Source organism: Halopseudomonas pelagia CL-AP6 (genome assembly GCF_000410875.1).
GTDB lineage: Bacteria > Pseudomonadota > Gammaproteobacteria > Pseudomonadales > Pseudomonadaceae > Halopseudomonas > Halopseudomonas pelagia.
The window spans coordinates 205,475-223,780 of sequence record NZ_AROI01000016.1 but is presented as its reverse complement, the minus strand read 5'-3'; the positions used below and the strand labels follow the sequence as shown (position 1 = coordinate 223,780).

The window sequence follows — 18,306 nt, the reverse complement described above, 5'->3', positions numbered from 1 at the left end:
AGGTCTTATGAAAGGGTTCAGAGGATTTACAGTCGCCTGTTTGTTGTTGCCGTTTGCGGCAGTAGCGCAGGTACCCGTTATCGATGGTAGCTCGGGCGGTGCCCGGAATAACCAGTCGATGTCCTCTGCGCCCCAACAGGGCCAGGCTGGCCTTTCTATGGAAGGCCAGCTTATGCAGCAGCTGTATCAGCTGCAGCAAGAAGTATCCATGTTGCGGGGCTTGGTAGAAGAGCAGGAATACAAGCTTAAGCAGATGGAGCAGGATCAGTTGGATCGTTATGAGGATCTTGATCGCAGAGTGTCTTCGGGCATGAGCGGTGGAGCTCCGAGGAGCGCGCAAGGGCCGCTCGATAGACCCCTTCCGACCAACAACGGTTCGCCCGCAGAGGGTGGCCAGAACACCTCGTCCGCTCAGACTGGAGCAGCCCCCGCGGCTGAGTCAGATCCGCAGCGTGAAAAATTGATGTATGACGCGGCCTTTGATTTGGTCAAGGCGCGTGATTTCGATAAAGCCATTCAGGCTTTCAGTGCGTTCGTACGGCGTTATCCGAGTAGCGAATACGCGGGTAATGCCCAGTATTGGCTGGGTGAAATTCATCTTGTCGAATCCGACCTGGATGCAGCTGGCCGCGCCTTTGCGCTGGTCGTCAGCCAGTATCCTGGCCATCGCAAGGAAGCGGATGCCTTGTACAAACTGGCTGATGTAGAGCGTCGCCTGGGTAACCAGGACAAGGCCGCAGCACTGTATCGCGAGGTCCTGTCCAAGCACCCCAATTCGTCAGCCGCACAGCTGGCCCGACGTGATCTTGACGCTCAGAGTTAAGCCGGTACCCGTCTGAATATCTGCTGTTACAGGGCGCCTTGGTGCGCCCGCTGCCTGCAACCTCCCAGCCTTTAAGCTACACTACGCGCCTTTAAACCACCGAGCATTATTGTGTCAGCGTGACGGCCTTAGGCCGGCTGTTGATAACGGCTCATTGGGGCCTCTGCCTGTCTTGCAGTCCAGCCCAGGGAATCAGTATGCCGATTGATTTGTCTGCAATGCTCCGCATGTCGGAGATTTTTTATTCCATCCAGGGTGAGAGTCGTACGCTCGGCTTACCCACCGTTTTTGTGCGGCTGACCGGTTGCCCGCTACGCTGCCAGTATTGTGATACCGCTTATGCTTTCAGTGGTGGGGAGTTGCTGAACCTTGAGCAGATATTGCTCCAGGTGGCGGCCTTCAAGCCCCGCTATGTCTGTGTCACAGGGGGAGAGCCCCTTGCCCAGCCAAATGCGCTACTACTACTGCAGGCGCTCTGTGACGCAGGGTACCGGGTGTCATTGGAAACCAGTGGGGCGTTGGATGTCAGCGCAGTAGATGCCCGGGTGAGCCGGGTGGTCGATCTGAAGACCCCCGGGTCGCAAGAGGTAGGGCGTAATCTGTATGCCAACATTGCATCGCTCGACCTGCAGGATCAGATCAAGTTCGTGATCTGCAATCGTGATGACTACGAGTGGGCGCGTTTCAAAGTGGATGAATATGCGCTCTGTGAGCGAGTCGGAGAGGTGTTGTTTTCGCCGAGCCACGCTGAGCTGGTGCCGCGTCAGCTTGCTGAATGGATTGTTGAAGACAATCTACCGGTACGCTTTCAGATGCAGCTGCACAAATACCTTTGGAACGACGAGCCGGGACATTGATATGGCGTATATAGCGAAGAAAAAGGCGGTGGTATTGCTATCTGGCGGGCTGGACTCGGCTACAGTTCTGGCGATGGTCCAAGCCGAAGGCTATGTGTGCCACACCTTGAGTTTCGACTACGGCCAGCGGCACCGCGTTGAGCTCGACGCGGCCAAGCGCCTGGCTGGTAGCGCTGGCGTAGTGGCGCATAAGGTCATTGGATTGGATCTTGATGGCATGGGTGGCTCGGCCTTGACCGATGACTCATTGGCAGTGCCTGAGACGGAGCAGGAGGGTATTCCGATTACCTATGTGCCTGCGCGCAATACGGTGTTCCTGGCGCTGGCATTGGGTTGGGCGGAGGTGCTTGAGGCGCAGGATATTTTTATCGGCGTGAACGCGGTGGATTATTCGGGTTACCCGGACTGCCGGCCTGCGTTTATTGAGGCCTTTGAGCGCGTTGCCAACCTAGCGACCAAGGCGGGAGTTGAAGGCGCTGGCTTTCGTATCCTGGCGCCACTGCAGAATATGACCAAGGCTGAGATTGTTGCCGAGGGTACCCGCTTGGGCGTCGACTATAGCTTGACGGTGTCGTGTTACCAGGCGGACGCTGCGGGCCGTGCCTGCGGGCGTTGCGATAGTTGTCGGTTGCGTGCTGCTGGCTTTGTTGCCGCGGGTATCACCGACCCCACCTTATATCAGCCTGCGGCGTAAGCCTGGACTGATACTGTAAAAAAATGAATTATTTCTTGAGTTTGTCTGATAAATCAGTACTATAGCGCGCGTTCCGGGTCGTTAGCTCAGTTGGTAGAGCAGTTGGCTTTTAACCAATTGGTCGTAGGTTCGAATCCTACACGACCCACCATTTTTCTCCCCCTGCTGTACTGTCTATCTATCTCTGCGGTACCCCCATTTCACCTGCCTGCCTTGGCAAAAAGGTTGAACCCCTGCATAGCGGGTGAGTCACATCCCTTGAAGGCGATTACGCCTGAATAAGTTGCACTTAATAGGCAGCTAAATTCGTACTCCGATATGCAGAAAAAACGCCGCTATTATTTTTTGGTTAGTGTTTTTCTGTATGCGCAGAGAAGGATGGACATGATGACAACTACAGACTCTAAAGACGTAATTGAAATTCTCAACGACCTGATTGAAACCAGTAAAGACGGCGAAGCGGGATTCAAGGTGTGTGCCGAGGATGTGAAGCGCCCTGAATTAAAAGCGCTGTTCTCCGATCGTGCGGTGGAATGTGGCAAAGCTGCCAGTGAGCTGCAGGCGATTGTATCCCGGCTTGGCGGTGATCCTGAGAATAGCACCAGTATGGCCGGTGACGTGCATCGTCGTTGGGTTGACCTTAAATCGCTGATCACCGGCAAGAGTACTGAAGCAGTGCTGAATGAGTGCGAACGCGGTGAAGATGTGGCCAAGAAGAGCTACAAGGAAGCGCTGGAGAAAACCTTGCCAGCTGATGTGCGAGCAGTGGTCGAGCGTCAATACCAGGGTGTGTTGCGTAACCACGACCAGATCAAGGCTTTGCGTGACGCCGAGCATGCCAAAAGCTGATCATTGAGGCAGTCCCGGATACAGTAGCAAATGTCTGCATCTCTGTATCCGGGAGTATTGTTTTACCCCTGCTTTACCGAATTGGACTACTCCGGAGCTGCCACGTTTTCGTATAACCCTCCCTCTAGTGGTTGCCACCACATCTCCAGAAAGACAAAGCCCACTACCGCTAGCGTCAACAGGCCGGTGCCGACAATACAAGCGGCAAAGAACCGGGTGTGGTCGTTGCGCGGCATGCACATATAGCTGGGTAAGCCGAAGAACAGCAAAATACATGACAGTCCGGCAGCCAGGCCACCGCCGATCAGTAGTACGGGTCTATAGGGCACCAAGGCAGTGAGTCCGGCGAGCATCAAGGGCAAGGCGGTGACAGTCACAAAGGTCAAACTGATAGGCATGCTGGGCCGTTGCGGCGTGCGAAACAGCACCCAGCGCGTCATCAGACTCATGATGATCAAGGCGCTAATAAACCCGAGATAACACATGGTCGCCAACAGCATGGCGCTGGCCGGGCGCAAAAACTGCACTTCGTCGTTGCCGTAAAACTGCCAGCCTACGTGTGCCGCGCCGATGTAGCTGGCGATGGCGGGTATCAAGGATCCCAGCAGCATAAGGGGTAAAAATCCCCAGGGATGGCGCTCGGCGTCCTCGCGGATACGCTCCCAGGCGTCGGCCGGGGCGGTGAATAGCGCGGGTAAATGACTCAGCATGGCAGCGTCCTCTGATTGCTTATGGCTTGTACTTCCTCGACCGGTGTGCGGGCCTTTAAGTTCAAGTTTCACGAGCGAGTGCCGTGGTAAGATAGTGGCATTGCATTCAAGACAGGACTATCTCATGTCACAGATTCCCGAGCGGCTGTTAGTGCAAGCGCACTTGGCAGCCAAGCAGGTCGCGCCCTTGACCGAGGCCGAGCAGACTAACTACAAACAGCGTATCGCTGCAGAACTTAAGGCGCAGAACGCGGTTCTGGTCGCGCATTACTACACCGATCCGTTGCTCCAGGCGCTAGCTGAAGAGACCGGCGGGTGCGTGTCAGACTCCCTTGAGATGGCTCGCTTTGGGCGTGATCACGCAGCTACCACGCTAGTGGTGGCTGGCGTACGTTTTATGGGTGAAACAGCGAAAATTCTCAGCCCGGAGAAGCGCGTGTTGATGCCGACCCTGGATGCGACCTGCTCGCTGGATATCGGCTGTCCGATTGATGAGTTCTCGGCATTTTGCGATCAGCATCCGGACCGCACCGTGGTGGTGTATGCCAACACCTCTGCGGCGGTCAAGGCGCGGGCAGACTGGGTGGTGACCTCCAGCTGCGCTTTGCAGATTGTTGAACATTTGATGGACAGGGGCGAGAAAATCCTTTGGGCGCCGGATCAGCATCTGGGTAATTATATTCAGCGCGAAACCGGCGCGGATATGCTGCTGTGGGAAGGCTCCTGCATTGTGCATGAGGAGTTCAAGGCAAAGGCGCTGCTGGATCTCAAGGCGGTGTATCCGGATGCAGCTATTCTAGTGCACCCTGAATCGCCGATGTCGGTCGTGGAATTGGCTGATGTAGTGGGCTCTACCAGCCAACTGATCAAAGCGACGCAAATCTTGCCGAACGAGACCTTTATCGTCGCGACCGACCGGGGCATTTTCTACAAAATGCAGCAGGGCGCGCCGGATAAGCAATTTATTGAAGCGCCTACGGCGGGTAACGGGGCCACCTGCCGCAGCTGTGCGCATTGCCCATGGATGGCAATGAATACGCTGCCTGGCTTGTTGCAGAGTTTGCAGCAGGGCAACAATGAAATACAGGTCGCGCCCGATTTGATACCCCGAGCGGTTCAGCCGCTGGAGCGGATGCTGGACTTTACCCGCCAGGCCAGCCTGGCCGCAACGGGCAACGCCTGATCAGAAGCTTTTGAGCGTTTCGCGCTGGATGGCGAGATCTTTTTGCCGGGCTTCGATACGTGCCGTCATGACGTAATTGTCACCGGCGCGTCGCGAGGCCAGCTCAAGCTGCTCGCCCGCCTGTTCAAGATCGCCCGCCAGCATGAAGTACTCGGCTCTGGCCAGATGCACCCCAAGAATGTTGCCGGCCAGGCCGCGGATTTCCGCTGCCAAATACCAGATGTCTGGGTCGTTACTGCGTTGGCTGGCCAGGGCATCAATCGCTCGCTCGGCTTCCTGATAACGCTCCGCGCGTAGCAGCAGATCTGCTCTGGCTTGTAATAGGGGGTAATTGCCGGGGTTCAGCTGCAGCATGCGATCCACTCGCTGCATGGCTTGATCCGGACGGTTGCGCTGGGCGTCCAGCTCGATCGCCGCCAGATTGACCGCTACATTGTCCGCATAGTCGGCTAACAAAGGCTCGAGCTCTTTGGCGGCTTCAGCGTGTTGTGCGCTGCGAGTCAGTGCCAATACCAGTCCGTAGCGTGCTGCGGCGTGGTCCCCTTGATGTTCATCGAGCAACACGCGAAAACGCTGTACAGCCAGCCCAGGGTTGCGCTCATGGTGGAGCTGCACGCGGCCCCGCATCATCTGGTATTCAACGCTATCGCGCCGGCCATTGCCTGGCAGCTGCTCTGCACGATTGCGCGAGTCGGCAATACGTGACTGATTAACCGGGTGAGTCAGCAGAAATTCCGGCGGTGTGCGGCTGAAACGGCTGAGCCGGGCGAGGCGCTCGAACATGTCGGGCATTGCCGTGGGATCGTAGCCGGCCTGGTTGAGGTTCAATAAGCCGATGCGATCCGCTTCCTGTTCATTCTGGCGGGAAAATCTGCGCTGTTCCTGAATGGCGGCGGCTTGCGTCGAGGCCATGGCCGCTATGCCAGCGTCGCCCCCGCCTGCGGCAGCCAGGATGACGCTGGCGAGCATGGCGGTCATGACCGGGATGCGCATCCGCTGCTGCTGTTCCAGGCCGCGGGAAAAGTGCCTTTGCGACAGGTGAGCCAGTTCGTGGGCCATGACCGAGGCAAATTCGGCTTCAGTATGCGCGTTGAGAAACAGGCCGCCGTTAACGCCCACTACGCCGCCAGGCGCAGCGAAGGCATTCAGTTGGGGGCTTTCTATCAGCACAAAGGTCAGGCGCCGGTCAGTCAGTTGGCTGGTTTCGGCCAGGCTGAATACGTGACGCTCGACGAAATCCTTCAGCAGAGGGTCGTCCATGGTGGCGACCGAGCCGCGCAGCATGGCTACCCAGGCGCGACCCAGCTGATATTCCTGCTCGCGGGACATGATCGACGAGCTGGTGTCGCCTAGCGACGGCAGATTGAATTCGTCAGCCTGCACACTGAGGGGCGCAGCGAGTGTAGTCATGAGGCAAAAGCCGATCACTTTGACCAGCGCCAGGGTTACAACCGGTTTGAAATGCATGATTACCTTTGGCCTTTCCGGATTGGGTGTCTGCCTGGGACCTTGCAGGGCTATACTGTAGCACTTGCTATCAAGGAGTTAGTTATGACGGTTGATTCAATTGGGCTGAAAATTGCTCAGGATGTGTCCCGTACCCTCGATGCTCGTGGTCTGTCCTGTCCCCTCCCGTTACTCAAGACCAAACTGGAGCTGAACACGATGGTGGTTAACGACATTCTTCACGTAGTGGCTACCGATGCGGGTTCGCAGCGTGATATGCAGCGCTTCGCGGAGCTTTCCGGCAACGAGCTGATTGCATCCGAAACATTGGATAGCGAATTTCATTATTGGTTGCGCAAGAGGTGAGATCAATAGGTATGTTGAAGGTTTTCCAAGGGTGGGTACACCGCTATTTTTCTGATGAGGAAGCCGTCGTCCTGGCGGTGGTTCTGGCCCTCGGCTTTGCCATTATCATCAGTTTTGGCGGCAAGCTGGCACCCTTGCTTACCGGCCTGGTGCTGGCGTATCTGTTACAAGGCCTGGTGACGCTTCTGCGCCGCTGGCATGTGCCGCATCGATTGTCTGTGTGGCTGGTCTTTATGTTGTTCCTGAGTGGGTTGGCGGCGTTGCTGGGCATTGTTGTGCCTTTGGTCTGGAGGCAGATCACCAATCTGTTCAACGAATTGCCGCGCATGCTGGTGCAATGGCAAGCCCAACTTGAGCACTTGCCGGAACAGTATCCAGCGCTGATCTCCCAAGGGCAGATAGAGCGTCTGATCAGCTCTATCAATGGCGAGCTGGGGCAGTTTGGTCAATGGGTGCTTTCCCAGTCGCTTGCTGGCCTACCTATGCTGATGACCATTCTGGTCTATCTGGTTTTGGTGCCCATTCTGGTTTTTTTCTTTCTGATGGATAACCAGAAAATTACCACATGGATGGTAAGCCAGTTGCCGCGTGAGCGCCGATTGATGACCCAGGTGTGGACCGAAATGAATCAACAGATTGCCAATTACATTCGCGGCAAGGTGATTGAAATTCTCATCGTGGGTGCCGTGAGTTACATCTGTTTTGTGGTGTTGAAAGTCAATTACGCGGCCTTGTTGGCTGTTGTGGTCGGGTTATCGGTGCTGGTGCCCTACATCGGCGCTACTGTAGCGACGATACCGGTGGCGCTGATCGGTCTTTTTCAGTGGGGGCTGGGTAACGAGTTCATGGTGCTGATGGTTGTGTATACGGTGATTCAGGCGCTGGACGGTAACGTGCTGGTGCCGATCCTGTTCTCGGAGGCGGTCAATCTTCATCCGGTGGCGATTATTTCGGCGGTGTTGATATTCGGGGGGCTGTGGGGTTTCTGGGGAATTTTCTTTGCCATACCACTGGCAACCCTGTTCAAGGCGGTGTTATATGCCTGGCCGCGCGGTGTCGAGGCTGGCGCTCTGGAGGCAGCCCAGGAGGCCGCTCCAGAGGATCACCCTGGGGTTACTGACCAGGGGCGTTGATCAGCTATTGAGGTCCTGTGCGGCTTGCAAGACCTCGGCTACGTGGCCCTTTACCTTGACCTTGCGCCACTCACGGCGCAGTGCGCCGTGCTTGTCGATCAGAAAGGTGCTGCGCTCGATGCCTTCGTATTCCTTGCCGTACATTTGTTTTAACTGAATCACGTCAAACAATCGGCACAGACTTTCATCACTATCGCTGATCAACTCGAACGGAAAGCCCTGCTTAGCCTTGAAATTTTCATGGGTACGCAAGCTGTCTTTGGATACACCCAGAATCAGCGTATTGGCCGCGACGAAATCAGCATGCAGATCGCGAAATTCCTGACCCTCGGTGGTGCAGCCGGGGGTGTTGTCTTTCGGGTAAAAATAGATGACCAGCTGTGTTCCTTTCAGAGCGTCCAAATTCACACTCTGACCGCTGGTAGCCTGAGCGGTGAAAGCAGGTATGGGTTGGTCGATAATGACAGTCATGCGGGTCCCTCTAGTTAGTGGAGAATCAGTGGATGGGGCGCCAGGGCTCAATGACCGCATCCAGGTTCAACTCGTCGCAAAAATCCAGGAATTGTTCGCGCAACCAGCTGAGCTGGGTTTTCGCTGGTATGGCAATGGTCAGCGTCATGTTCAACATGGCGGTGCCAGTGTGCTGCGCCATGTAGGTAAAGCTGAACAGTTCTTCTATCTCTATTTCAATCTGCTGGAAGAAGGTGCACAGCTCGGCACACAGCTCGGGCCGTTGCGCGGCCGTGACGAAGACATTGTAGGGGAGCGCTTGTGGCCGTTCTTCCAGGCTGCGGCTGCGGTTCATCGACAGCGTCAGGTGCTCGCGTTTGGCAACGGTCAGCATCAGGCTTTCCAGGCGTGCCAGCGCATCCCAGTTGCCACTGACCTGAAGTAACAGTGATGTACAGGTGCCGTGGCGGCTCATGCGGCTGCTGACGATCAGGCAGCGCTGCTCCAGGCACAGGCGGGTCAGCGTGGTCACCATGCTGGTGGTCTGCGAGCCCATGGCATTGATAACCAGAAACTGGTCCCGTTGGTTATTGGCGGTGGACATGGTGCTCCTTGGCATAAAGGGGGCGTCTGATCCGAAACATCGGCATCGGACTGGCAGGGCTGCTATTGTCGCCGCCTGCGGCAACCGGTTCAACTTTCTATTGAATGCGTGACCGTCATGGCTGTCGAGCGCGGGTTGCAATAGCGCTCAGCGCTCTGTCTGCAAGGGCGAATTCTTCCCTGCGTCCCTTGTGCTGGCAGCACGGCGAAAGTACCATTGCGGGTCAATGTTTCAAGTGGAGCAGTTGCATGATCGCAGGCAGCCTTGTAGCGCTGGTTACACCCATGGATTCACGTGGAGACCTAGATTGGCTGGCCCTTGAGCGGCTTATCGACTTTCATCTGGAAAACGGCACTGATGGCATTGTTGCCGTTGGTACCACGGGTGAGTCCGCTACATTGAGCATGAGCGAGCACAAGGTAGCCATTCGCCGCGTTGTCGATCAGGTAGCTGGCCGTGTTCCGGTCATCGCTGGCACGGGAGCGAACTCGACCCGTGAAGCGGTCGAACTGACAGAATCGGCGCGTAGCGTCAAGGCTGATGCTTGTCTGCTGGTGACCCCGTATTACAACAAGCCTACCCAGGAAGGCCTGTATCAACACTATCGGTTTATTGCTGAAGCCGTCGACATACCGCAAATTCTCTACAATGTGCCGGGCCGCACAGCCTGTGACATGTTGCCGGAGACAGTGGAAAGGCTGGCTGGCACGCGCAATATCATCGGCATCAAGGAGGCTACCGGCGATTTGCAGCGTGCCCGTGAGCTGATTGATCGGGTGGGTGACCGTATGGCGGTATACTCGGGTGATGATCCCACCGCTGTCGAGCTGATATTGATGGGCGGCCAGGGTAATATTTCAGTCACCGCTAATGTCGCGCCCAAAGCAATGCATGAACTCTGCGCCGCCGCCCTGAAGGGTGATGCTGATAGCGCAAGACGAATAAATGAATCTTTGATGCCGTTACACAAGGCACTTTTTATCGAGTCCAATCCCATTCCGGTGAAGTGGGCGCTGCATGAGATGGGGTTGATGGGTGATGGCCTGCGCCTACCGCTTACCCCTTTGAGCGCTCGTTGCCATGAGACGGTCCGCAATGCGCTACGCGAATGCGGTGTGTTGTGACCCGACTCGACCTAATTTCAGCAAGGAAATCATTATGAAGCCTGTTCTGGGTGCTCTATCAGTTGTGCTGCTGGGCAGTCTTAGTGGTTGTGGATACATCTATGGTGAAGATGGCTTCTTCAGAGACCGCGGGTCTGATTACCAGGCGGCACAAATCCAGCCCAGAATGTCGGTACCGGCAGGCGTTGAGAGCAAGCCGATAGGTGATTTGCTACCTGTACCAGGTCAGATAACGGGTAGTGAGGAGTACGACAAGTTCAACATGCCGCGTCCATTGGCCTTGCAGGTGAGTGCGGATGCCTCGGAATTTTCGCTACAGCAGAATGGCTCTGTACGCTGGGTGCATTCTCAGCGCACCGCTGCGGACACCTGGCCCCTGGTCAGGCAGTTCTGGAATGACTATCAGGTCCCGGTGGCGTCTGAAAACGCCGGTCTTGGCGAGTTGCAGACCGGTTGGATCGCTTTGGATACGCAAACTGATAACCCGCTGGTACGTCGTATCGCGCCAGCGGCGGGCGAGGGGCGCAGTCTACGTGATCAGGAACATCGCTTCCGCCTGCGTGTGGAACCCGGCGTGCAAACTGGCAGCAGCGAGATATTCGTTTTACATACATCACGCAGCCGAGGCGGCAACCGCGATCAGTGGCCGGAAACATCGGATAACCGCAATCTCGAGCGCGCCGTTCTTGCCGAGATGGAGAGCTACCTGAGCCAGGCCCGCGCCGACGGAAGTACCTCGCTGGTGGCCTCACAGCGTGGCTTGGGTGGGCAGCAGGCTACTCTGGACCGGGACGGCGCCGGTAATACTGTGCTGAATATTCAAGCTGATTTCAATCGCACCTGGGCTGCGGTCGGCGACGCCTTGGGCCGTGCCGATGTGCTGGTCACGGATCTTGATCGCAGCAGCGGCGTGTACTATGTCGATCTGGATCAGAGCGCGAGCAGTCAGGGGAAAAAGCCCGGCTTTTTCGGCCGATTATTTGGCCGCGGGGATAAAGAGGAGGTTGTTGGGCGGCCTCTGCAGGTGCGTCTGACCCAAGTCAGCAACGGCGTACAGGTTACTGTTGAGAAGGGTATCGAAACCGCTGCCGAGGCGGCCGAAGCCCGCACGTTGTTGACGCGTATCCGCGACAACCTGATTTGATGAGCTGGATCTAGCTTGTGCGCTATTGTTCTCTAGGCAGTGGCAGCAAAGGCAATGCCACGGTTGTCGAGTTTGGTCAGACGCGCCTGCTGATAGACTGCGGGTTCAGCCTGAAAGCCACCGAGCAGCGCCTTGCCTCGGTTGGATTGAGCGCTAGACAGCTCAGCGCAATACTGGTCACGCATGAGCATTCAGACCATATCAGCGGCGTTCAGCGCCTGGCCAAGCGTTATCGATTGCCAGTGTATATGACCGCAGGTACCCGGCGAGCGCTCAAGGATTTTGAATTACCTTATGAGCGCATCGACCTCGATTGTGGCTTCGTCATCGGGAATTTACATATTTTCCCGGTGGCTGTGCCGCATGATGCACGAGAGCCTTGCCAGTTTATTTTCGACAGTGGTGAGCATCGATTCGGTGTTCTGACCGACACTGGGGCGATCACGCCGTGGATAATCGAGCGCTACAGTGGTCTGGATGCCTTGTTTCTCGAGGCCAATTACGATCCCCAGATGCTGGCAGATGGCCCTTATCCGCCGAGCCTCAGGGCCAGGGTCGGGGGCGACCTCGGGCATTTGAGCAATCAACAGGCGGCCGGGCTGCTGCGGGCGATAGACAAGGCGCAGCTTAAACATGTGGCCATCGCCCATATCAGCGAAAAGAATAACCGCCCTGACCTGGCTCTTGATGAATTGGGCAGAGCGTTGAGCGGCTGGCAGGGCCAGCTGCATCTGGCCAAACAGAACCTTGGCTTGCCCTGGCAGGATATTGCCGGGCAAACCCTAACTTTATGCGTGTAGCAGGAGCCGATAATGGAAAAACGCACTGAACTCTATCGTGGCAAGGCCAAATCGGTCTATACCACCGATGATGCGGATCGTCTGATCCTGCTGTTTCGCAACGACACCTCTGCTTTCGATGGCAAGAAGATCGAGCAGTTGGATCGCAAGGGCATGGTTAACAACCGCTTCAACGCGTTTATCATGGAAAAGCTTGAAGCTGCCGGAGTGCCGACCCAGTTCGATGCGTTACTCTCCGATACCGAAGTATTGGTCAAAAAGCTCGATATGATCCCGGTTGAATGTGTCGTGCGTAACTACGCAGCGGGCAGCCTGGTCAAGCGCCTGGGCATCGAAGAGGGTACTGCGCTGGTACCGCCGACATTCGAGCTGTTTTTGAAAGACGACGCCAAGGGCGACCCCTTTATCAACGCCTCCCACGTTGTCACCTTCGGCTGGGCTACAGCAGCGCAGCTGGATCGCATGCAGGAGCTGACCTTGAGGGTTAACGCTATCCTGACCGAACTGTTTGATCAGGCTGGGCTGATGCTGGTGGATTTCAAGCTGGAGTTCGGTCTATTCAAGGGCGAAATCGTCCTGGGCGACGAATTCAGCCCGGACGGGTGCCGTCTGTGGGACAAGGCCACCGGCAAGAAGATGGACAAAGACCGTTTTCGCCAAGGCCTCGGCGGGGTGATAGAAGCCTACGAAGAAGTCGCCCAGCGCCTCGGCGTTGCTCTACCCTGACTTCTACCCCGAATTCTCTCTTGACCCCGGCCTGAACCGCTTCCGTCCGCGGGGACGCATCTGCTAGAATGCGCGCCACTGGAGAGTTGCCGGAGTGGTCGAACGGGACGGATTCGAAATCCGTTGAACTGGCAACAGTTCCCAGGGTTCGAATCCCTGACTCTCCGCCAATAAAGCAAAAAGCCCAGCTCCGCTGGGCTTTTTGCTTTATCAGATGAACCCTCGTTGAGAACCCTCGTTCGAACGAGCCTGCCACGCAGGCGAAGTAACGCCAGAGCGCAGCGACGGCGGCCCCCGCTAGGGGGTGAGGCGCACCGCGCCGAATAATCCCCGCTCCCTCGAATTATTTGATATTCCATCTCCTGCCATGTCGCCCCCCGCCTTGCCAGGTTGAAGTGCCCAAACGCGCGCTGAAACGATCAGGCCATTTGGCCGATGGTTTTGCGAAAGCGTGCCAATGACAGGAAAAACAGGACCGTGCCGATCAGCGCCAGCGCTAGGAACTGCTGCCACACTACCTCTAAGCCAGCGCCTCGGTAGAGGATCGCCTGGCCCAGCTCCACGAAATGGGTGGTGGGTGCAATCAGCATGATGTTTTGCACGATCTCGGGCATGCTCTCGCGCGGCGTGGTGCCACCCGAGAGCATTTGCAGCGGTATGATGGTGAGCATCAGCAGCATGCCGAACTGCGGCATATTGCGTGCCAGGGTGGCGAGGAAGATGCCCATCGAGGTGGTGGCGAACAGGCTGAGTGCCGCGCCGGTGAAAAACAGCGCAAGGGAGCCATCGATGGGCACACCCAAGGCGCCGCGGACCATGAGATTGAGGGACAGGAAAGCGGCGACTAACACTATCAGCGCCATCGACCAGACCTTGGAGAGCATAATCTGCGTGGGTGTGACCGGCATCACCAGGAGGTGCTCGATGGTGCCGTGTTCACGCTCGCGGATCAGTGCAGCGCCGGTCAGGATGATGGACAGCAGCGTGATATTGTTGATGATTTCAACCACCGAGCCGAACCAGGCCCGGTCGAGTGAGGGGTTGAAGCGTGCGCGTAAGGCCAGCTCCACGGGCAGCGCTTCGGTTCCGCGATAGCGCTTTACGAACTCGTTCACTTCGCCAACAAAGATCTGTTGAACGTAGCTGCTGCCGGTGAAGGCCTGGCTCATTCGGGTGGCGTCAACATTGAGCTGCACTGCGGGCGATCGCCCCGCCAGCACGTCGCGTTGGAAGTTGGGCGGAATGACCAAGGCAAAGGTGTATTGCCCGGCATCCATGCCCGGGTCCACATCCCTATAGTTGATCATGGCCGGCAGAGTGAACTGTGGCGGATAGAACGCCGAGGTAATCCGCTGGGACAAGGCCGATACATCCTCGTCGACAATGGCGATGGGCGCGTTGTGCAGCGTCTCCGGCATGGACGTGGCCGCGGTGTAGACCGATGCGGTGAACACATAGACGATGAGCACGAGCATCATCGGGTCGCGCCAAAGACTCCACAGCTCCTTGACGCCAAGCCGGTAGATGTTGGCCAGGTTTGTGCTGCGCATATCAGCGCTCCTGCTTCTTGAGTAGCAAAACGGCCGTGCCGAGAATGATCGGAATCGACAACAGCATCGACCACAGGGGCCCTGTCAAGTCTGCCAGGCCGAGCGCTTTGCTGAAAACGCCGCGGCTGATGGCGATCATGTGTGTAGCGGGATAGATCTCGCCAATTAATCTGCTTGAGCCTTCCAGCGAGGAAACCGGGTCGATTAGACCCGCAAACTGGGTAGCCGGAATCAGGGTGCCGATCATGGTAAAGAACATGGCCGCGATCTGGCTGCGCGTGACAGCCGAGGCCAGCAACCCCATACCTGTCGACACGAAGGAGAAAATCAGTGCTGCCAGCGACAGGGTTAAGAAGCTGCCCTTTACCGGTACGCCGAAGACGGTGACCGCCAGCAGACTCATCAGCAGGAAGTTCACCATTGCCAGGCCGACATAGGGCAGCTGTTTGCCAAGCAGGAACTCGATGCGCGTGACCGGTGTTACATAAAGATTGGTGATTGAGCCGGTCTCCTTCTCGCGCACCACCGCCAGAGCGGTCAGCATGGCCGGTAGCATGAGCAGCAGTAGCGGTATCACGGCTGGCACTATAGCGGGCAGGCTTTTGACGTCCGGGTTGTAGCGAAAGCGCGTCTCGACGCTAGCACTGGCCACTGCGCTTGGGTTGCCGCGCTCGCTGGCCTGTGTCTGCAGCCAGTGTTGGTGCATACCCTGCACGTAGCCTCGAATGGTTTCTGCGCGCACCGGCATGGCGCCGTCGAGCCAGGCACCGATCTCCACATGCTGGCCTCGCAGCGCGTCGCGAGCGAAGCCGGGGGGGATTTCGAGGGCCAGGGAGAGTTCGCCGCTGCGCATGCGCCGGTCGAGATCCTCGTAGTCGACGATCGGTGGGCGTTCAATAAAGTAGCGCGATCCGGCCAGGTTCAGCGTATAGCTTTGGCTGAGGGTGGTCTGATCACGATCGAGTACCGCGTAGCGCAGGTTTTCGACGTCCAGCGTGATGCCGAAGCCGATCACAAACATCAGCAGCAGCGACCCCCCCAAAGCGAGGGTGGCGCGTACCGGGTCGCGCTGCAATTCCAGTGCTTCACGCCACAGATAACTGAACATGCGGCGCAGGCTGAAGCCGCCAAGAGTTTGCCGGGTGCCTGTTGCGTGCGCGGCAGGTGGCTGAGCTGACGGGCTGGGGGGTTCGGGCTGGCTGGCAGAGGGAGCGGTGCCGCCCTCGGCTTCGACTAGGTAGCCGATAAAGGCTTCTTCGAGCGTTTTGGCGCCGCGCTTCTCGACCAGTCTGGCGGGTACATCACTGTCGAGGACCTTGCCTGCATGCATCATCGACATGCGGTCGCAGCGCTCGGCCTCATTCATGAAGTGGGTGGAAATGAATACAGTGACCCGGTCACGGCGCGACAGCTCTACGAGCAACCGCCAGAACGCGTCACGTGCGACCGGATCGACACCAGAGGTCGGTTCATCCAGAATCAGCAGCTCCGGCTTGTGCACCATCGCAACGGCCAGCGACAGCCGTTGGCGAATGCCCAGTGGCAGACTGGCTGGCAGGCTATCGAGGACCTCCAGCAGCCCGAAGCGATCCACCATCTCATCCAGGCGGCCGGGAATATCCTGCGCAGGCACGCTGAACAACTTGGCGTGCAGCTCTAGGTTCTGGCGTACCGTGAGTTCACTATAAAGCGAAAACGCTTGCGACATGTAGCCGACACGGCGACGAGTGTCGATGTCATGCGGATCCACTTCGTGGCCGAACAGCCAGGCCCGGCCCTCGCTGGCTGGCAGCAGACCGGTGAGCATTTTCATGGTGGTGGACTTGCCACAACCATTGGAGCCGAGAAAGCCGAATATTTCGCCCCGGCGGATGCGGAAGGAGACACTGTCGACGGCGACGAAGTCGCCGAAGCGCATGGTCAGCCCCTTGGCTTCGATGGCGATGTCATCTGCGCCGTCATCTGGCAAGGGGGGAATGACCACCGCTTGATGCCCGCGCTTTTTCTCTTCCGGGAGCAGGTTGATGAACGCCTCTTCCAGGTTCGGGCTACTTGTTCGTGCCAGCAATTCCTGCGGTGTGCCGGTAGCGAGAACCTTGCCATCGTCGATTGCGGCTAGCCAGTCGAAGCGCTGGGCCTCGTCCATGTAGGCTGTGGCCACGATCACGCTCATGTTGGTACGGTCTGCTCGAATACGGTCGATCAGATCCCAGAACTGCGCGCGCGCCAGGGGATCCACGCCAGTGGTAGGTTCATCAAGGATCAGGAGATCCGGGTCATGGATCAGTGCACAGCACAGGCCAAGTTTTTGCTTCATGCCCCCGGATAGCTTGCCGGCCGGCCGCGCGAGGAATTTGTGCAGGCCGGTGGCTTGGGTGAGCTCATCGATGCGCTGGCGGCGTTCTGCAAAACCGTGACCGAAAAGCCGTGCAAAAAACTGCAGGTTTTCTTCGACTGAGAGGGTTGGATACAGGTTTTTGCCAAGCCCTTGCGGCATGTAGGCGATGCGCGGGCACACCTGTTTGCGATGGGCTTTGCTGCCCATGTCGCCAGCCAACACCTTGACCGTACCTTGCTGAATGATGCGGACACCAGCCAGTAATGCCATCAGGCTGGACTTACCCACGCCATCTGGACCGATCAGGCCGACCATTTGTCCGGCAGGAATGTCCAGGTCGATGCCATCCAGGGCAATGACATTACCGTAACGCAAGCGTACCTGATGGACGCTTGCAACGAGCGTGGGCTGCGCGGAGTGGCTCATACCTTACTCCGGCAGGCGAATAGAGAGGTTTTCCGGCCAATCGATGTTGGCGTCGAGCTTAACCCAGGCCACACCGGGCAGTCCGGTTTTGACCTGGTCCAGGTGTTCACGCAGTAGTTCCTGCGAGATCTGTGCGCGCACGCGAAACATCAGTTTCTGCCGCTCGCTGGCAGTTTCCACCGTCTTGGGGGTGAATTGCGCAGTGCTGGCCACGAATGAGACGGCCGCTGGAATGACGTACTCGGGTGCAGCATCCAGGACGATGCGCACCTCAGAGCCTATGCCGATGCGCCCAGCTACGGTGCCGGGCAGGAAAAAGGTGATATAGACGTCCGACAGGTCAATCAGGTTCAGCACGCGCCCACCCGAACCAAGCACTTCGCCGGGTTGTGCCACGCGTATCTGAACCCGTCCATCACGGGGAGCGCGCAGTTCGCTATCGCGGATGTCGGCTTCGATGCGTTCTATAGTGGCGGTGGCGGCGGACACACTCGAGCGTACGCCAACCAGTTGTGCCTTAGCGGCTTCAACTGCCGCGCGGGCAGCGGCGGCTTGGGCTTTGGTAGCGGCAAGGGCGGCTTGCGCGCCGCTTACCCGCGCCTGATCATCATCCAGTTCCTGCATCGATGCGGCGCCTTCGCTCGACAGGGTCTGCGAACGCTTCAGGCGCCTTTTTGCCGCATCAAGTTCTGACTCGCGCTGACCGACCAGTGCTAGTGCAGCGCTGACCTCGGCCTCGCGCAAGGCTACCTGAGCCTGAGCGGCGGTCACCGTATGCTCAGCTTGTTGTCGCATAGCCATGGCTTCGTTGCGCTGTGCATCCAGTGTTTCCAGCTGCATCCTGGCTAGAGGTTGGCCCGCTGTGACGAAATCGCCTTCACGTACCAGGATGTCTTCGATGCGGCCGGCCAGTTTGGTGGCGATATCAATCTCGGTGGCTTCGATTCGACCATTACCGCTGGCGAAGCCATCGCCGAGGCCGTTGTCGGCAAACTTCGTCCAGCCCCACCAGGCCAGCGCGACAATGCACGCAGCAGTGACACTGATCAGGAGCTTTTTCTTGAGGGAAGGTGAGATAGTCAT

The 18,306-nt window shown here is 57.6% G+C and carries 18 protein-coding genes and 2 tRNA genes; 13 read left to right on the top strand and 7 right to left on the bottom strand.

Features of this window, described 5'->3' with window-relative positions; genetic code table 11:
• The first annotated feature begins 7 nt into the window (after positions 1–7).
• The 5 genes from ybgF to K787_RS0113865 all read left to right on the top strand — a co-directional run bounded on the left by ybgF (position 8) and on the right by K787_RS0113865 (position 3,223).
• Positions 8–823: a tol-pal system protein YbgF gene (gene ybgF / locus K787_RS0113885; protein ID WP_022963407.1), complete on the top strand. Its 816-nt coding sequence runs from the start codon at positions 8–10 to the stop codon at positions 821–823.
• Positions 824–1,020: 197 nt separating this feature from the next.
• Entirely contained in the window at positions 1,021–1,680 is a 660-nt protein-coding gene (gene queE, locus K787_RS0113880; RefSeq protein WP_022963406.1) for a 7-carboxy-7-deazaguanine synthase QueE, read from the top strand.
• A 1-nt stretch (position 1,681) separates the two neighbouring features.
• Complete coding sequence (queC, locus tag K787_RS0113875; protein WP_022963405.1) at positions 1,682–2,374, top strand: 7-cyano-7-deazaguanine synthase QueC; 693 nt, start codon at positions 1,682–1,684, stop codon at positions 2,372–2,374.
• Between the two features lie 75 nt (positions 2,375–2,449).
• Positions 2,450–2,525, top strand: a tRNA-Lys gene (locus K787_RS0113870).
• Between the two features lie 236 nt (positions 2,526–2,761).
• Positions 2,762–3,223, top strand: a complete 462-nt coding sequence (locus K787_RS0113865) for a PA2169 family four-helix-bundle protein (protein ID WP_022963404.1) — start codon at positions 2,762–2,764, stop codon at positions 3,221–3,223.
• Between the two features lie 86 nt (positions 3,224–3,309).
• On the opposite strand, the gene K787_RS0113860 is transcribed toward K787_RS0113865, so the two are convergent.
• Positions 3,310–3,933, bottom strand: coding sequence for a Yip1 family protein (locus tag K787_RS0113860; protein ID WP_022963403.1), 624 nt, complete (start codon positions 3,931–3,933; stop codon positions 3,310–3,312).
• A 124-nt stretch (positions 3,934–4,057) separates the two neighbouring features.
• Between K787_RS0113860 and nadA the strand changes: the two genes are divergently transcribed.
• Entirely contained in the window at positions 4,058–5,116 is a 1,059-nt protein-coding gene (gene nadA, locus K787_RS0113855) for a quinolinate synthase NadA (protein WP_022963402.1), read from the top strand.
• Here the strand turns inward: nadA and K787_RS0113850 are convergent, their stop codons facing one another.
• Positions 5,117–6,583 carry a M48 family metalloprotease gene (locus K787_RS0113850; RefSeq protein ID WP_022963401.1) on the bottom strand — a complete coding sequence of 489 codons (1,467 nt, stop codon included), beginning with the start codon at positions 6,581–6,583 and terminating at the stop codon, positions 5,117–5,119.
• 84 nt (positions 6,584–6,667) lie between these two features.
• Between K787_RS0113850 and K787_RS0113845 the strand changes: the two genes are divergently transcribed.
• Together K787_RS0113845 and K787_RS23205 are read left to right on the top strand one after the other, a co-directional pair.
• On the top strand, positions 6,668–6,928 hold the full coding sequence (locus K787_RS0113845) for a sulfurtransferase TusA family protein (protein ID WP_022963400.1): 261 nt from the start codon (positions 6,668–6,670) through the stop codon (positions 6,926–6,928).
• Positions 6,929–6,939: 11 nt separating this feature from the next.
• Positions 6,940–8,061: an AI-2E family transporter gene (locus tag K787_RS23205; RefSeq protein ID WP_022963399.1), complete on the top strand. Its 1,122-nt coding sequence runs from the start codon at positions 6,940–6,942 to the stop codon at positions 8,059–8,061.
• On the opposite strand, the gene K787_RS0113835 is transcribed toward K787_RS23205, so the two are convergent.
• Positions 8,062–8,532: a peroxiredoxin gene (locus K787_RS0113835; RefSeq protein ID WP_022963398.1), complete on the bottom strand. Its 471-nt coding sequence runs from the start codon at positions 8,530–8,532 to the stop codon at positions 8,062–8,064.
• A 25-nt stretch (positions 8,533–8,557) separates the two neighbouring features.
• Complete coding sequence (locus tag K787_RS0113830) at positions 8,558–9,115, bottom strand: glycine cleavage system transcriptional repressor (RefSeq protein WP_022963397.1); 558 nt, start codon at positions 9,113–9,115, stop codon at positions 8,558–8,560.
• Between the two features lie 248 nt (positions 9,116–9,363).
• Between K787_RS0113830 and dapA the strand changes: the two genes are divergently transcribed.
• The 5 genes from dapA (at position 9,364) to K787_RS0113805 (ending at position 13,079) form a co-directional block, all read left to right on the top strand.
• Positions 9,364–10,239, top strand: coding sequence for a 4-hydroxy-tetrahydrodipicolinate synthase (gene dapA, locus K787_RS0113825; RefSeq protein ID WP_022963396.1), 876 nt, complete (start codon positions 9,364–9,366; stop codon positions 10,237–10,239).
• A gap of 34 nt (positions 10,240–10,273) precedes the next feature.
• Entirely contained in the window at positions 10,274–11,383 is a 1,110-nt protein-coding gene (gene bamC, locus K787_RS0113820; RefSeq protein ID WP_022963395.1) for an NlpB/DapX family lipoprotein, read from the top strand.
• A gap of 17 nt (positions 11,384–11,400) precedes the next feature.
• Positions 11,401–12,183, top strand: a complete 783-nt coding sequence (locus tag K787_RS0113815) for an MBL fold metallo-hydrolase (RefSeq protein ID WP_022963394.1) — start codon at positions 11,401–11,403, stop codon at positions 12,181–12,183.
• A gap of 12 nt (positions 12,184–12,195) precedes the next feature.
• Positions 12,196–12,909, top strand: a complete 714-nt coding sequence (gene purC, locus K787_RS0113810) for a phosphoribosylaminoimidazolesuccinocarboxamide synthase (RefSeq protein WP_022963393.1) — start codon at positions 12,196–12,198, stop codon at positions 12,907–12,909.
• 80 nt (positions 12,910–12,989) lie between these two features.
• Positions 12,990–13,079: transfer RNA gene (locus K787_RS0113805), tRNA-Ser, on the top strand.
• A gap of 249 nt (positions 13,080–13,328) precedes the next feature.
• Here the strand turns inward: K787_RS0113805 and K787_RS0113800 are convergent.
• The 3 genes from K787_RS0113800 to K787_RS0113790 are packed head-to-tail and all read right to left on the bottom strand — an operon-like array spanning position 13,329 to position 18,306.
• Positions 13,329–14,459: an ABC transporter permease gene (locus K787_RS0113800; RefSeq protein WP_022963392.1), complete on the bottom strand. Its 1,131-nt coding sequence runs from the start codon at positions 14,457–14,459 to the stop codon at positions 13,329–13,331.
• Position 14,460: 1 nt separating this feature from the next.
• Positions 14,461–17,223: a ribosome-associated ATPase/putative transporter RbbA gene (gene rbbA, locus K787_RS0113795; protein WP_022963391.1), complete on the bottom strand. Its 2,763-nt coding sequence runs from the start codon at positions 17,221–17,223 to the stop codon at positions 14,461–14,463.
• A 3-nt stretch (positions 17,224–17,226) separates the two neighbouring features.
• The gene (locus K787_RS0113790) at positions 17,227–18,306 is read right to left on the bottom strand and encodes an HlyD family secretion protein (protein WP_022963390.1); all 1,080 of its coding nucleotides are present in this window, start codon (positions 18,304–18,306) and stop codon (positions 17,227–17,229) included.

Excerpts from the sequence above, each read along its gene's own strand:
- ybgF (WP_022963407.1), top strand. The coding sequence starts at position 8 with ATGAAAGGGTTCAGAGGATTTACAGTCGCCTGTTTGTTGTTGCCGTTT.
- queE (WP_022963406.1), top strand. The coding sequence starts at position 1,021 with ATGCCGATTGATTTGTCTGCAATGCTCCGCATGTCGGAGATTTTTTAT.
- queC (WP_022963405.1), top strand. The coding sequence starts at position 1,682 with ATGGCGTATATAGCGAAGAAAAAGGCGGTGGTATTGCTATCTGGCGGG.
- K787_RS0113865 (WP_022963404.1), top strand. The coding sequence starts at position 2,762 with ATGACAACTACAGACTCTAAAGACGTAATTGAAATTCTCAACGACCTG.
- K787_RS0113860 (WP_022963403.1), bottom strand. The coding sequence starts at position 3,933 with ATGCTGAGTCATTTACCCGCGCTATTCACCGCCCCGGCCGACGCCTGG.
- nadA (WP_022963402.1), top strand. The coding sequence starts at position 4,058 with ATGTCACAGATTCCCGAGCGGCTGTTAGTGCAAGCGCACTTGGCAGCC.
- K787_RS0113850 (WP_022963401.1), bottom strand. The coding sequence starts at position 6,583 with ATGCATTTCAAACCGGTTGTAACCCTGGCGCTGGTCAAAGTGATCGGC.
- K787_RS0113845 (WP_022963400.1), top strand. The coding sequence starts at position 6,668 with ATGACGGTTGATTCAATTGGGCTGAAAATTGCTCAGGATGTGTCCCGT.
- K787_RS23205 (WP_022963399.1), top strand. The coding sequence starts at position 6,940 with ATGTTGAAGGTTTTCCAAGGGTGGGTACACCGCTATTTTTCTGATGAG.
- K787_RS0113835 (WP_022963398.1), bottom strand. The coding sequence starts at position 8,532 with ATGACTGTCATTATCGACCAACCCATACCTGCTTTCACCGCTCAGGCT.
- K787_RS0113830 (WP_022963397.1), bottom strand. The coding sequence starts at position 9,115 with ATGTCCACCGCCAATAACCAACGGGACCAGTTTCTGGTTATCAATGCC.
- dapA (WP_022963396.1), top strand. The coding sequence starts at position 9,364 with ATGATCGCAGGCAGCCTTGTAGCGCTGGTTACACCCATGGATTCACGT.
- bamC (WP_022963395.1), top strand. The coding sequence starts at position 10,274 with ATGAAGCCTGTTCTGGGTGCTCTATCAGTTGTGCTGCTGGGCAGTCTT.
- purC (WP_022963393.1), top strand. The coding sequence starts at position 12,196 with ATGGAAAAACGCACTGAACTCTATCGTGGCAAGGCCAAATCGGTCTAT.
- K787_RS0113800 (WP_022963392.1), bottom strand. The coding sequence starts at position 14,459 with ATGCGCAGCACAAACCTGGCCAACATCTACCGGCTTGGCGTCAAGGAG.
- rbbA (WP_022963391.1), bottom strand. The coding sequence starts at position 17,223 with ATGAGCCACTCCGCGCAGCCCACGCTCGTTGCAAGCGTCCATCAGGTA.
- K787_RS0113790 (WP_022963390.1), bottom strand. The coding sequence starts at position 18,306 with ATGACTATCTCACCTTCCCTCAAGAAAAAGCTCCTGATCAGTGTCACT.